The sequence below is a fragment of the Rummeliibacillus sp. JY-2-4R genome (assembly GCF_053847205.1).
In genome coordinates, this window is the sequence record NZ_CM132623.1 from 3,349,692 (window position 1) to 3,364,330 (window position 14,639).

Below are 14,639 nucleotides of genomic sequence, written 5' to 3' on the forward strand. Positions count from 1 at the left end.
TCCTCCTTTTCTCAGTACTATTATTATAAAAAAATTGTCAAATCATTTCGAGAATAACGACTTTTTTATATAAGGTTGCAATGTTACCTGAAACCGAATATTATATTAAATGTTGTTCCAATTGTTCGTATTTAGAAAGTAGGTATAAGATGTTTCATTTAAAAGAAAATGGTACAGGCGTTAAAACAGAAATCATTGCTGGTATTACAACGTTTCTTACCATGGTATATATTATCGTTGTCAATCCAGCAATTTTATCTGATGCGGGTGTTCCTGTAGATCAAGTTTTTATGGCAACTATCATTTCAGCCGCTGTTGGAACCCTATGGATGGCCTTATGTGCTAACTATCCAATCGCGATAGCTCCAGGCATGGGATTGAATGCCTTTTTCACATATTCTGTTGTATTAGCTTCTAACGGGAAGATTGACTATATTACTGCATTTTCTGCTTCCTTTGTTGCTGGTATTATTTTCATTATTCTATCTCTCACACCGCTTCGTGCAAAGCTAATAACAGCTATTCCAGAAAATTTAAAACGTGCTATTACTGCAGGTATTGGTTTGTTTATCGCTTTTCTTGGTTTACGGATGGGTGGCGTTATTGTTGGAGATAAGAGTAATTTAGTAAAGCTCGGTGAATTAACTTCTCCTGGTGTTGTTTTAACTTTATTTGGCTTAATCATTACCGTTATTTTAATGGTACGAAATGTAAAGGGCGCACTATTTATAGGAATGGTGATTACTGGGATTGTTGCTGCATTAACGGGACAACTTAAAATCCACAAAGTCGTGGCTCTTCCCCATTTACCAGAAGGTGTTTTAATTTGGAACCCAATTGATGCCATTTCAAACGTTATTCAATATGGATTATATGGTGTTGTTTTCTCATTCATATTAGTGACATTATTTGATACAACCGGCACACTTGTTGGTATTATGAAGCAAGCTGGATTAATGAAAGGTAATGAATTACCACGGGCTCGTAAAGCGTTATTGGCCGATTCACTTGGTACAACAATTGGTGCAATGTTTGGGACAAGCCCAACTTCTGCATTTGTAGAATCTTCTGCTGGTGTTGCAGCGGGAGGTCGTACTGGTTTGACTACTTTAACTGTAGCCATACTCTTTATCATTGCTTCATTTTTCAGTCCATTAGTGATGGCTGTTTCAGGAGTTGCTGCTATAACATCACCAACCCTAGTCATTGTAGGTACTTTAATGATTGCTTCTATAAAGGAAATTAATTGGCATGAGTTCGATGAAGCGTTCCCAGCTTTCCTTATTATTTTAATCATGCCGTTAACATCTAGTATTTCAACAGGGATTGCCTTTGGATTTATCGCATATCCTATTTTGAAAATCGTTAAAGGCGAAGCCCGTAAAGTACATCCATTATTATATTTATTTGCAATTTTGTTTGCGATTCAACTTATATTCTTACAATAAGAAAAACCCCTTGTATGATCATAAATCAACAAGGGGCTTCTTTTTTTCTTTATTTATCATCAAATTGCTCAGGGTCCTGTTCTCGCCCTACTTCTTCTAATTCTGCTTCATCTCGTCTTTTCTCCATTTGTTTGCCAAGTTCTTGAACTTCATCAAAAGAAGTGGCCATTGATCCATTTTCTTGTTTTTCCTTCTCTTTTCCCATATTCATAACCTCCAAACATTTTTCTAATTAACTATTCCCTGTTAAGTGAAAAATTATGCAATAGGAAGACATAAGAATGATGAACGATTTCAGCTATGTTTTAGAGGCAATTGACGTTTCATTTTAAAAGGAATTAGGCTATACTTGTAAATGAACTTGTAATTATTATTAGGAGGTACTTCCATGAGATTAATTTTAATTCTTGGTGTAATCTTATCATTCTTAGTTGCAATCTTTACTGCTGGTTATGAAGACAAACCTGTAAAATAATTTCTTATATAAAAAGAGGACAACCACTAAGGTAGTCCTCTTTTTATATTGGATTAATGCATTCCTTTAAATCCTTGTTGACGAAGTGCTTCGAAAATTACAATTGCCGCTGTATTTGATAAGTTTAATGAACGGACGTTTTCACTTTGTGGAATTCGTAAACACATCTCTTTGTGATCTTTGATTAGATCTTTTGGAATACCTGTTGTTTCTTTTCCGAACATGAAAAAAATCTCTTCATTTGGGTTACTAAAGTCGAAATCAGAATATGGCTTTGTTCCGAAAGTTTCGATGTAGTAAACTGTGCCTCCAGCATTCTTTTCGTAAAATTCTTCTACTGAATCATAGTAAGTAATATTCACGCTATGCCAATAATCTAATCCTGCTCTTTTTAGCATTTTATCATCTGTTGAAAATCCTAAAGGACGGATTAAATGTAAATGCGTATTGGTTCCTGCACAAGTTCTTGCGATATTACCTGTGTTTGCTGGAATTTCTGGTTGATATAAAACGATGTGTAAAGACACTTCTTGGACACTTCCTTAATTTTTTTCTGCTATTAAAGTGAAACTTCAATCAGTGTGGGATTTTTTTATCTCGCACTGATAATAGGAACTCAAGGCTTAAGTACGCCACGTCATGTGGCAACACCTGAGTGACAGCCATCCTGCCTGCCCGAACCAATCGGGCTTTTACGGGCAGTTAACTCAACTGCTACTTCTTCGAATTTTCTAAAGCCTTGAAGTGGGAGTCTTACTGCCCGTTAATGCGGGAAAAATCTAACCCTTTTTGTATTTCCATTCGAACTTCTTCATCTTCTTCATGCATTAAGCCCTTTTGCAAAACGTCCTCCATACCCTCTCCACCGATTTTGCCAATAGCCCAAGCAGCTGTTCCTCGAATAACTGGACGCTCATCTTTTTGAAAAACTTCTATTAAACTAGGTAAAGCTGAAGTTTCTTTAAAATGGGCAAGTGCGATGATCGCATTTCGTTGGATCGGCTTTTTACCTCTCCAGGATCCTGATACATGGCCATAGGTTTCTTTAAACTCACGATTTGAAATCGTAAGTAATGGTTCAAGCAATGGTTTAGCAATTTCCGGATTTGGCTTGAGCTCTTCATGAATCCAATTGATTTTTCCTTTATTCTTAGGGCATACCGTTTGGCAAGTATCACACCCATAAATTCGATTTCCGATTTTCGCTCTATACTCATCTGGTAAAAAGCCTTTTGTTTGAGTTAAATATGCGACACATTTTTGTGAATTTAACTGTCCGCCTTGAACAAGCGCACCCGTTGGACAAACATCTAAGCATAATCTGCAATCACCACATTGATCTTCCATCGGTTCATCTGATTCAAAAGGCAAGTCAGTAATAATCTCACCCAAATAGACATATGAACCAAATTCAGGCGTAATGACTGCACAATTTTTCGCACTCCAACCAATACCTGCTCGCTCGGCCACAGCTCGGTCCGATAACTCTCCCGTATCCACCATGGAACGGAGACGACAGCCTGGTGCCTTTTGTCGTAGAAAATCTTCTAGTAATGCAAGCTTTTCTCGTAAAACGGTATGATAATCCGTCCCCCATGAAGCCCGACAGAATATCCCTCTTCTTGCGCCTCTTTTTCCTTGAGGCGCATCTTTCATTTTTGATGGATAAGCAATAGCAATGGCAATAATACTTGCCGCTTCTTCTAGAAGTAATTGTGGTTCTGTTCGTTTCTCTATATCTGACTCTTCAAAACCAGACTGATAGCCCAATTCTTGTTGGCGTCGTAAATGATTCTTTAATTCACTGAAAGGTGATGCAGAAGTAAAACCAATTTTATCGATGCCGATGCTCTTTGCATAAACAATCAGTTCTTGCTGTAGGTCGATTATGTTCATTTGGTTTCACTCTCCTTTCTATGATAAACTGGAAAAAAATATATAATTAGGTGATAAATTGTGACAAAAATAACACTAGACTCATCTTTAACAAATATTGTCCCGACATTTAAAATCGGCATTATCCATTATACCAAAATTGTAGTCGAAGAATCTCCTCAAATGATTAAAGGACGAACACAACTATACCAGGAAAACCTATATCTGGAGTTACAAGAACAATCAGTAACAGATAGACCTGGCATAAAAGAATGGCGTACTACATGGAAGGCCTTAGGAGCAGACCCAAATCGCTATCGACATTCTGCTGAAAGCTTAATGAGAAGAATCGCCAAGCAAAATTATTTAACCCCTTTTCATTCTGCTGTAGATTTGAATAATTTCTTTTCTTTGCAATATGAAATTCCAATCGGCATTTATGACGAAGATTTAGTACAAGGCGATATCACGATTGCCCTTGGTTATGAAGAAACTGGCTACGAGGGATTAAATGGTCGCTATAATTCTTTGAATAAGATTGCTTATTCCAAAGATGATGAAGGTGCTTTTGGTAGTCCTTTTGTAGATTCAAAACGAACTGCTGTGACAGAGAATACAACGGATGCAATTCAATTATTCTATCTACTTCCTTCTTTTTCTAAAGGAGAAAGCTTGGAATTGTTGAATGCAGCTGGTAAGATGTTTTCTCAAATTCATGGCGGGGATTATAATGTTGCACTGCTAACAGAAGGCGAAGCTCAGGTAGAGATTTAAAATGGAAATGTTCATATGTTTGTGACATCGGATAGTTTCAATAAATGGAAAGAGGAACACAAACAAGACATAGAAGATAAAAATGATGGAAGCTTTATAGATTGAATTGGTAAAGTGCTTGACGGAATAATCATTGAACCTCATTGTAATTATTGGGTTGAGTTTACAACTAATGAACTTATTATTGAATAACAGAAAAAGGCTATAAAGTTTTTAACCGAACTTTATAGCCTTTTTTAAAACGAATTTGAATTTTCCTAAGTTAGTTTACAGTCTATGCCTTATATTTTAGCTACTGAAGCTTCCTTCTCTGCTTTCATAACTTCATCATCATATAAGTGACATGCAACGTAATGGCCTTGTTCTTTTTCTGTCCAACGTGGTTCTAGATGTTTGCAGACTTCTTGTGCCATTTTGCAACGGGTATGGAAAACGCATCCTGTTGGAGGATTAATCGGGCTAGGCAATTCTCCTTCTAAAATGATTCGTTCTCTTTTTTCTTCGATATCTGGGTCTGGTATAGGAATTGCTGATAATAGTGCTTGTGTATAAGGGTGAAGCGGCTCGACATAAAGTTGTTCTGATGTCGTTAATTCTACCATCTGCCCTAAGTACATCACACCAATGCGATTTGATATATATTTGACCATCGACAAATCATGTGCAATAAACAAATAGGTTAATCCTTTTTCTTTTTGCAAACGTTGTAATAGTTTTACAACAGATGCCTGAACGGATACATCTAATGCGGAAATGGGTTCATCAGCAATGATGAATTCAGGGTCTAACGCTAGTGCTCTAGCAATTCCAATACGTTGCCGTTGCCCACCCGAAAATTCATGGGGATAGCGATTGGCATGTTCTCTATTTAGTCCTACATCTTCTAATAATTCATACACTCGTTGTCTCAAGTCTTTTTTATCTTTGTACAAATGATGAACTTCCATTGGTTCGGCAATTATTTCAAAGACAGTTGAACGTGGATTTAAAGACGCATAAGGATCTTGGAAAATCATCTGCATGTTTTTTAGCATTTGGTCACGTTCATTTCCCACTTGTTGATGAACATCTTTCCCCTCAAATAGCACCTTTCCTTCTGTCCGATTATACAAACCTAAAATTGTTCTTCCTGCTGTTGATTTTCCACAACCAGATTCGCCAACTAGTCCAAATGTTTCTCCTTTGTGGATATCAAAACTAATACCATTTACCGCTTTTAAAATATTCCCTTTTCCTAGGTCAAAATGTTTTTTTAAGTTTTCTACGGATAATAATACTTCATTTGTCATGATGTCCTCACCTCAAGTTTATGGTTGATATCGACTAACTCCACAAAGTTCATCTTCGAATACTGTGCTTGCTAATGTCATGATTTCAATAGTTTTTCCGGTTTTCGGCGAGTGGATCATTTTCCCATCCCCATAGTAAAAGCCTACATGCCGGACAGGTGCTCTACCATGATCATCAGAGAAAAATAATAAATCACCAATTTGCCACTCATCTGGATTGTGCATATTTACTTGCTGCCCTGCTTCTTTTTGATCTCCAGCATCTCTTGGGATAATGATTCCGGATGCTTTTGCCATGTTATATGTAAAACCTGAACAATCGTAACCGTATGAGGACATACCACCCCATAAATATGGAAGGTGTAGGAATGCTGTTCCCTTCAAAACTGCCTGCTCCATCGTTGTATTATTTCCAGTGACATTGGACAAAGTTATTTCTGCTCCACTTTTGGCTATAGACCCTATTCCATTAGTAATTGCGACATTATAAAAATGTAAATCCTCATTGATTAATGGCAGTATAGTGTTAAAAGGTATGTCGAATAAAATGGTGCTATCGTCTAAATATAATGGAACCTTATTTCCCGTTACGATGACGTATTTATCGTATTTTGGAAGTCTTCCCTTCTTTAACTGTGCTAAAGGAACCCATCCTGGATATCCCCTCTTGTCTTTTTTAGAAGGTTGATGGATACAAAAGATTTTAGCCCATCCATCGATGATTTCATCAACTAGTACCTCTTCTCCATAAAGAAGTTGGGTTTGCACACGATTCGCTTCACATAAATCTAACCTCTCATTATATGAAAGTACATGTAGCCACTTTGCTAGATTCACTGGCACTTCGATTGCTGGTGCGTCAATTGCCCGTGCTGATTCTTTTGTTGTCCAGACAGTAGCAACAGGGACGATGCACCGCCAAATATTCTCTATATCTGCCATTTTACTTTCCTCCTTTTTTCATCTGCTTAATCCCTAAACCAGATGAAGAGTCAAAAGTTATTTTGGCACCATGATAGTAGATGCCCCCTTCCAGTAAATCGTCTTTTAACATTAATGGTGCATCAAAATCGTAATAAATGATATTTGATTGACTTGCCGCAAAATGCGCTGCTGCACCAACACCTAGCTTCGTTTCAATCATGCTACCTGTCATACACTTCATATCATGGCTTTGTGCTAGTGTTGCGATTTTCAATGCTTGATAAATGCCTCCTGCCTTCATCAATTTGATATTAATCAAATCCGCAGCCCGCATTTCAATCACGCGTTTAGCATCATATAGTGAAAAGACGCTTTCATCAGCCATAATGGGTGTTAAAGTGTGATCTGTTACATACTTTAATCCATCTAAATCATGGGCTAATACTGGCTGCTCGATGAATTCGATATCCAATTGTTCTTGTTCCATTTGCAAAATAGCCCTAACTGCTTCTTTTGGGTTCCATCCTTGGTTTGCATCTAATCTAATTTTTATATCCGATCCTACAGCCTCACGAATTGCTTTAATTCTTTTAATATCATCTTCAATCTCACCAATTCCAACTTTTACCTTTAACGTTTGAAAACCATCCTGAATGTAACTTAATGCATCATTAGCCATTTCATGTGGTTCATTGACACTTACCGTATAGTCTGTCGTTAATTCATTTCGCGCTCCACCCAAATATTGATAAAGCGGCAAACCAACCTCTTGTGAAATCAAATCATATAACGCCATATCTATTGCTGCCTTTGCACTCGTGTTATGAACCATTGAGCGGTGTAAGGCTTGGAAAATTTGTTCATGGAAACGTAAATCCTTGCCTATAAGTAGGGGCTTAAACACTTCTTCTATTGCAAATCGGATGCTCGCCAATGATTCTCCTGTAATGACATGTGTTGGCGGTGCTTCTCCGTACCCTTCCCTTCCATCCTCTAATTGAATTTTTACATAGATTGCTTCAGCAACTGTCACTGTTCGTAATGCAGTTTTAAATGCTTTCTTCAATGGGACTTCGACTTGAAAAGTTTCGATTGTACGAATAATCATGGTTTCCCCCCTAAGTGTTATTTAACCCCTGGTTGTATGGTGATTGTTTTTTCATCAGCGTCCAAAAACGCATTGGCCCCTAGCGGTATTGCGAAGTGTGGTTGGCAATGTCCGATTTTTACGTCTTTAACGATCGGGACAGGAAGTTTTCCAAAATAATGTTCATAAACTTCTTCTAATGTAAATGAAACTTTTCGCTTAGAAGGTTCTGCATGACTAAAATCACCGATGATAACACCTGCAATAGCATCAAATTTACCTGCTTGCCGTAATTGATTTAACATACAATCTACTCGGTAAGGTTCTTCATCTATGTCCTCAATAACTAGGATTTTGCCTTGTGTATCTACTTCGTATTTCGTTCCGATACCATTCGATAACAGACTTAGATTGCCACCTGTTAACTCCCCTTGGCATTGTCCTGGATTAACTGTTTCAATGGATGCAAAGGACTCATCGTACTTGATGACGGTTGGTTCAAAGAGCTGGTTGAACATACCCGCTGACTTTTCGTGGAATGAATCTTTTCCTATATCCGAACCAAGCATCGGCCCATGGAATGTGATGAAATTTGAGTACCTTCCCATGGCTGTATGTAAAAAAGTTATATCCGAATATCCCCAGAAAATTTTAGGATTATGTGCGATTAAATCAAAGTTAATACGATCTGTATAGCGCGCCGCTCCATATCCTCCACATGCACATATAATGCCCGCTATACTAGGGTCTGCGAACATTTGATGTAAATCATCTAAGCGTTCATCATCCTCTCCAGCCAAATAGCCATTCACTTTAAAAACTGAATCACCAAATTTAAAGTTAAGGCCAAGTTCTTGCAAAAACTTTAAAGATTTCTCTAGACTCTTTTGATTTGGTGGACTTGAAGGTGCAATAATCCCAATTGTATCTCCTTTGTGTAATCTGTTTGGTTGTCGCCTCATTTTTTATAATCCCTCCCTTTCTGTCTTTCATAAGATGATAATGCTAGAATTATCATTTTATGAAAAAAGAAAGGACAGTGTCACAAAAAAGTGACACTGTATTCTTTTAGTTTTTATCAGCCCATTTAAGTTCTACGTAACCTATAGGGTGACGTACAACCCCTGTTACAGATGGTTTTTGTAATGTTAATTGGTTGTAGAAATACAATGGAACAATTGGCGCTTCATCGATTAAAATTTTCTCAGCGTCTTGAAGCATTTTCCAACGTTTATCATTGTCTGTTTCTTTCTTAGAGTCCGCGATTAACTTATCAAACTCTTTGTTGGACCAGTTTGTACGGTTCATAGAAGAACCTGTGATGAAACTTTCAATGGCATTCACTGGATCTGCATAGTCAGATAAGAATGATGAACTTGATAATTGGTATTTCAACGCTTTTTGCTCTGTCATAAATACTTGTGGTTCCACATTTTTTAGTTTAATATCTACGCCAAGATTTTCTTTAAATTGGCTTTGAAGCGCCACTGCAATTTTTTGTTTATCTGGGCTTGTTGAATATGTTAGTGTAACGTCAGGAAGTTTTGACCAACCCTCTTCTTTCATACCTTCTGCTAGAAGCTTTTTCGCTGCATCCTTATTGAAAGTGATTAAATCGCCCGTTTTTTCACGGAAATCTTCACCTTTTGAATTAGTGATGCCGTAGCTAACAAAACCATGTGCAGCTTTTTGACCTTGTTTTGTTACATAGTCCACAATGTTTTGTTGGTCTACTGCTAAAGCAAACGCTTTTCGTATTTTTTCATTTGTGAAAGGTTCTTTGTCTACATTGAATCGATAGAATGCAATACCTGCTTGGTCTTCAACCTTCATTTCTTTATTGTCTTTTAAATCAGCTGCAAGTTCTGGTGGCACATTGGAACTATCAAGCTCATCGTTTTGATACATCTGATATTCAGTGTTCGTATCATTGACCATTGCCCATTCAACTTTATCTAGTTTCACAGTATCCTTATCCCAATATTGGTCATTCTTCGCAAATACCATTTTCGAATCATGCTCCCATGATTCTAATTTGAAAGGTCCGTTTCCAACAAATGAATCTGCTTCTGCAAACCATTTTGGATTTTCTGTAGCGACCTTCTCATTCACTGGGAAGAAGCTTGGATTTGAAATAATATTTAAGAATGCTTCAGTTGGAGCATTTAAAGTTACAACGAATGTTTTGTCATCTTTTGCTTCAATACCGATATCTTCTGGTTTACCTTTACCTGTGTTATAACTTTCTGCACCTTTGATAACATATGCTAAAAATGCTGCAGGAGAAGCTGTTTTAGGATCAAGCATGTGTTTCCACCCATAAACAAAGTCCGCAGCTGTTACTTGATCGCCATTAGACCATTTTGCATTGTCCCGAAGTGTGAATGTATACGTTAAACCATCGTCTGAAACATCAATTTTCTCTGCAGTTGCAGGCTCTGGTTGGTCTTTATCATTTAATCTTACAAGGCCTTCCATCAAGTTATTTAATGGTGCCCATGCAACTGCATCAAATGCAACAGATGGATCAAATGAGCTTGGTTCCACACTATTGTTTAAACGTAGTACTTTTTCTTTTTTGCCGCCATCACTAGTAGCATCTTTTTCTTTTCCTGCATCACTGTTTGCTGTACATGCTGCTAATGAAAGCATGAGTATAGAAACAAATAAGACATACAGCCATTTTTTCTTCATACATTTCCCCTTCTTTCCCCTTTTAATAATTATGTGAAGCACTATGTGCCAATCACCTAACTTTCAAAAACCTGTTTTGCTCGTGGGTCTTGTAACCAACAATCTGTATAGTGACTTAGAGTTAAATAGGTTGCCTTCGGTTGTGCATAGTCACATACTTCCATGGCATATGGACAACGTGCTGCAAATGCACATCCCTTTGGTGGTGCAAATAAATCAGGAGGCGTCCCTTCGATTGGCTCCAACTCCTCCTCTAGTAAATCTAACCTCGGAACTGAATGTAAAAGTCCCTTAGTATAGGGATGAGTTGGCTCATAGAAGATTTCCCGTTTCGTACCAATTTCAATTACCTTTCCTGCGTACATTACTGCAATACGATCTGCAATTTTCGCCACTACCCCTAAATCATGTGTAATTAATATAATAGAGACACCAGTTTTTTCTTGAATCTCTTCAAATAACTCTAGAATCTGAGCTTGAATGGTAACATCTAGAGCAGTCGTTGGCTCATCTGCGATTAATAATGTCGGTTCACAAATTAGCGCAATGGCAATCACAATTCGCTGTCTCATCCCACCTGAAAATTGATGCGGATATTGTTTTAATCGCTCATGTGGATTTGAAATACCTACTAGATTTAATATTTCAATTGCTTTTTTATAAGCTTCATCCTTACCAATTGATTTGTGTGTTCGAAGACCATCCGTTAGTTGCTCACCGACAGTCAAGGTTGGATTTAGGGCAGTCATTGGATCTTGGAAAATCATCGAAATATCTACCCCTTGAATTTTCCGCAATGCCCTTTTATCCAGTTTTGTTAAATCTTTTCCCTTGAAGAAAACCCTGCCGTTTGTGATTCTACCCGGTGGCTGAGGAATCAACCCCATAATGGCATTTGAGGTTACGCTTTTCCCGCAGCCGGACTCTCCCACGATAGCAAGTGTTTCCCCTTCATGAAGATCAAAAGTAACACCACGAACAGCCTGAACCTCACCACCGTAAGTCTTAAACCTTACGTGCAAATCTTGAACTTCTAAAATTTTCTTACCGTTTGTGAGTGTGTGATTTTCAAGTTGCTCATCCTTTTGTTGTATGTTGCTTGTCATTTATGCTCACCCCCTAAGTTTTGGATCAAGTGCATCTTGCAAACCATCACCTAAAACATTAAATGCAAACATTGTAATCGCGATAAATAGTGCCGGGAAGAAAAGTCTCCACCAATACCCAGATAAAATAACTGGCAATGCATCATTTGCCATTACGCCCCAGCTAGCGTAGGGTGCTTGAATGCCTAACCCTAAAAAGCTCAAGAAAGCTTCAGCAAATATTGCACTCGGTACTGTTAATGTCATTTGAACAATGATGGGTCCCATTGTATTTGGCAATAAATTCTTACGGATAATTCTTGATGTCTTAGCACCGAACGATTTCGAAGCAGTCACAAATTCATAGTTTTTAATCTGTAACACTTGTCCCCGCACAATTCGGGCCATACCTACCCAACCTGTAATCGTTAATGCAACGATAATTGTTGTTAGGCTTGGCTCCATTATGACCAACAGTAGAATTACGACTAATAAGTGTGGTAATCCATAAAGTATTTCAATAATTCGCATCATAAAAAGGTCAACTTTACCACCTTTGTAACCGCTGATTCCACCATAAATAATGCCAATAGTGACATCAATAAGTGCAGCCATTAAGCCGACAAAAAGGGATATTCGTGCACCGTACCATGTTCTTGTAAATACATCTCTTCCCATCTCATCTGTTCCAAACCAGTTTTCCATTGAAGGTGCTTTGTTTTGATTTGGCAAATCTGTTGCGGTTACTGAATGTGGTGAGAACATCGGGATGAAAATAGCAGCCAGGCTTAAGAAGATTAAGAAGTATAAACCAAACATCGCTAATTTATTACTCTTCAGACGCCTCCAAGCATCCGCCCAATACGATAGGGATGGTCGAACAACCAGGTCAGCTTTTTCATGGCTTTTTTCCTTCTTTTTAAACCATTCATCTTTTACTTCTATTTCGTGTACACTCTTCATGATGTCTCACCCTCTTTTTTATGCAATTTGATCCGAGGATCTAAAATACCGTAGATTATATCTACCAGGAACAGCATAAAAACTAAAAACGCACTATAGAAAACAGTGGTCCCCATAATAACGGGATAATCACGGTTATTAATACTTTCTACGAAATATTTTCCCATACCTGGAATGGCAAAAATCTTCTCAATGACGAATGTCCCTGTTAAAATACCTGCCAGCATCGTCCCCATGATGGTTACAACTGGCATCATGGCATTCCGTAATGCATAACGAAAAACGATTTTCCATGGTTTTAACCCTTTAGCTTTCGCCATTTTGATATAGTCCTGCGTTAAAACTTCTAGCATACTTGATCTTGTTAATCTCCCGATGATTGCCATAGGACCAGTTGCTAATGCGAGTGTTGGTAACACCATATGCATTGGACTTTGCCAGGTAGCTGCCGGGAACCACCCTAGTTCACCTGCAAACACTTTAATAAGTAATGTAGCTAAGATAAAATTTGGTAGGGATATCCCGATTACAGCAAATGTCATCGCTAAATAATCGATTACCCCGTTATGTCTAAGAGCTGCTAATGTTCCTAATATAACGCCAGATATTAAAGCGACTACTATTGTCAACATACCAAGTTCAAACGATATCGGAAAACCTCTACTGATTAAGCTGTTTACTGTCTCATTTGGCTTTTTAATAGATGGGCCAAAGTCAAAAGTCACAATGGACTCTAGATAACTTATATATTGTTTATGTAGAGGCTGGTCTAATTTATAAAACTTTTCCAAGTTTGCTTGAATGGTTGGATTAGTAGTACGGTCGCTATCTAATGGTGAACCTGGAATGGCATGCATTAAAAAGAACGTTAAAGTTGCAATAATTAACACTGTTACGACCATCATCAAAAATCGTTTGATGATATATTTCACCATACAATGTCCCCCTTTGTAGACCCTTTGATGTCATCAACAATACTTTGCTTGGAAAGCAAGCTCGGCCATTACTAACATTGCACGATACGCTTCAAGAATATCTTGTGCGGGAAATTCCACGATTGTCGTCCCTTCTATAATTCTTGTTCCTGGCATTAACGCAGCCCATTCTGCTTGTCCATAATTGGTAAATTCAATTTTCAATATTGGATTTTCTGGAGGTGTCAATGGTTTGATTTCATCTTTTTTAGCTATGGCTTCTGCCACCTTTTCCGCAACTAGAGCACGCGCTTTTTGGGGATGCAGAGTTTTTACACAAGACCTAGAAATTGATTCTTTAACTGCTGCTGTTACTACTCCAGGAATAAGTGCTTCAATTTCTCGACAAGCGCCATCATCACCTGCTAAGAAAATAACAGGAACCCCGTAATAGCCAGCTACATAAGCATTAAATCCTATTTCCCCTATCTCTACATCATTGATATAAATTGTTCGGAAGCTAAATGTCATGGAGTGGCTCATAACCCCCGGCATGCCAGCTCGCGCGTGATACCCATCGAAAAGTACACCGTCAAAGCTTTCGTCAACATTATGTACCATAGAGAATTGCTTGAAATCACCCGATATTAGTGTGGCATCAGGATTTAATTCTTCGACTAATAGGTTATTCATTTTTGAATGACTGTCATTTACTAGTACTTCTGTTGCACCATTTTGAAATGCTGATTCAATGATTGCATTGGCTTCTTGTGTCATGATTCTTCTTGAATTTTCATAATTGCGTTCAGAAGATGTGACAAAAGTATAGTCTGGTAATCCTGTAATGCCTTCCATGTCTACTGAAAGAAAATATTTCATCCCTACTCCCCCTATTATCCTTCAAACTTATTAATAGATTACCAGACGTTATCTGAATATTCAATTATTTTTAAGTAATATAATGTAAATAAAGTTTGTTTTTACACTAAATAGATAAAAATATGTAAAAAATATAGGGCTGTCTTGTGTGGTTCCTTATAGATTCAATGATAATTTTTTGTGTATTAATCTCTTGTTATCAGCTTCCTTCTTTGTTCCGCTGAGTGTATTA

At 37.7% G+C, this 14,639-nt stretch carries 14 protein-coding genes; 2 read left to right on the forward strand and 12 right to left on the reverse strand.

Annotated elements, in window-relative coordinates:
* Window positions 1–149: 149 nt before the first annotated feature.
* Window positions 150–1,448, forward strand: a complete 1,299-nt coding sequence (locus ACWV26_RS16355; RefSeq protein WP_455895770.1) for an NCS2 family permease — start codon at window positions 150–152, stop codon at window positions 1,446–1,448.
* A 49-nt stretch (window positions 1,449–1,497) separates the two neighbouring features.
* On the opposite strand, the gene ACWV26_RS16360 is transcribed toward ACWV26_RS16355, so the two are convergent.
* The 3 genes from ACWV26_RS16360 to queG all read right to left on the reverse strand — a co-directional run bounded on the left by ACWV26_RS16360 (window position 1,498) and on the right by queG (window position 3,819).
* The gene (locus ACWV26_RS16360; protein ID WP_455895771.1) at window positions 1,498–1,653 is read right to left on the reverse strand and encodes a multidrug ABC transporter ATPase; all 156 of its coding nucleotides are present in this window, start codon (window positions 1,651–1,653) and stop codon (window positions 1,498–1,500) included.
* Window positions 1,654–1,976: 323 nt separating this feature from the next.
* Window positions 1,977–2,450, reverse strand: coding sequence for a tRNA (uridine(34)/cytosine(34)/5-carboxymethylaminomethyluridine(34)-2'-O)-methyltransferase TrmL (trmL, locus tag ACWV26_RS16365; RefSeq protein WP_455895772.1), 474 nt, complete (start codon window positions 2,448–2,450; stop codon window positions 1,977–1,979).
* Window positions 2,451–2,676: 226 nt separating this feature from the next.
* Complete coding sequence (gene queG, locus ACWV26_RS16370) at window positions 2,677–3,819, reverse strand: tRNA epoxyqueuosine(34) reductase QueG (protein ID WP_455895773.1); 1,143 nt, start codon at window positions 3,817–3,819, stop codon at window positions 2,677–2,679.
* A 60-nt stretch (window positions 3,820–3,879) separates the two neighbouring features.
* On the opposite strand from queG, the gene ACWV26_RS16375 reads away from it, so the two are divergent.
* Window positions 3,880–4,572 carry a B3/B4 domain-containing protein gene (locus tag ACWV26_RS16375; RefSeq protein WP_455895774.1) on the forward strand — a complete coding sequence of 231 codons (693 nt, stop codon included), beginning with the start codon at window positions 3,880–3,882 and terminating at the stop codon, window positions 4,570–4,572.
* A 281-nt stretch (window positions 4,573–4,853) separates the two neighbouring features.
* Here the strand turns inward: ACWV26_RS16375 and ACWV26_RS16380 are convergent, their stop codons facing one another.
* From ACWV26_RS16380 to ACWV26_RS16420, 9 genes are all read right to left on the reverse strand, one after another.
* Entirely contained in the window at window positions 4,854–5,861 is a 1,008-nt protein-coding gene (locus tag ACWV26_RS16380; protein WP_455895775.1) for an ABC transporter ATP-binding protein, read from the reverse strand.
* Between the two features lie 18 nt (window positions 5,862–5,879).
* A complete protein-coding gene (locus tag ACWV26_RS16385) occupies window positions 5,880–6,803 on the reverse strand; it encodes a C40 family peptidase (protein ID WP_455895776.1) in 924 nt (307 codons plus the stop codon).
* A 1-nt stretch (window position 6,804) separates the two neighbouring features.
* A complete protein-coding gene (locus ACWV26_RS16390) occupies window positions 6,805–7,893 on the reverse strand; it encodes a dipeptide epimerase (RefSeq protein WP_455895777.1) in 1,089 nt (362 codons plus the stop codon).
* Window positions 7,894–7,910: 17 nt separating this feature from the next.
* A complete protein-coding gene (locus tag ACWV26_RS16395; RefSeq protein WP_455895778.1) occupies window positions 7,911–8,834 on the reverse strand; it encodes a S66 peptidase family protein in 924 nt (307 codons plus the stop codon).
* 106 nt (window positions 8,835–8,940) lie between these two features.
* Window positions 8,941–10,566 carry a peptide ABC transporter substrate-binding protein gene (locus ACWV26_RS16400; protein ID WP_455895779.1) on the reverse strand — a complete coding sequence of 542 codons (1,626 nt, stop codon included), beginning with the start codon at window positions 10,564–10,566 and terminating at the stop codon, window positions 8,941–8,943.
* A gap of 56 nt (window positions 10,567–10,622) precedes the next feature.
* Window positions 10,623–11,672 (reverse strand): ABC transporter ATP-binding protein, encoded by a 1,050-nt coding sequence (locus ACWV26_RS16405; protein ID WP_455895780.1) that lies wholly within the window; start codon window positions 11,670–11,672, stop codon window positions 10,623–10,625.
* Between the two features lie 6 nt (window positions 11,673–11,678).
* Entirely contained in the window at window positions 11,679–12,614 is a 936-nt protein-coding gene (locus ACWV26_RS16410; RefSeq protein ID WP_455895781.1) for an ABC transporter permease, read from the reverse strand.
* Window positions 12,611–13,549 (reverse strand): ABC transporter permease, encoded by a 939-nt coding sequence (locus ACWV26_RS16415; RefSeq protein WP_455895782.1) that lies wholly within the window; start codon window positions 13,547–13,549, stop codon window positions 12,611–12,613. The genes ACWV26_RS16410 and ACWV26_RS16415 overlap by 4 nt, the downstream gene beginning before the upstream one ends.
* 33 nt (window positions 13,550–13,582) lie before the next feature.
* A complete protein-coding gene (locus ACWV26_RS16420) occupies window positions 13,583–14,407 on the reverse strand; it encodes a M55 family metallopeptidase (protein ID WP_455895783.1) in 825 nt (274 codons plus the stop codon).
* Window positions 14,408–14,639 lie beyond the last annotated feature (232 nt).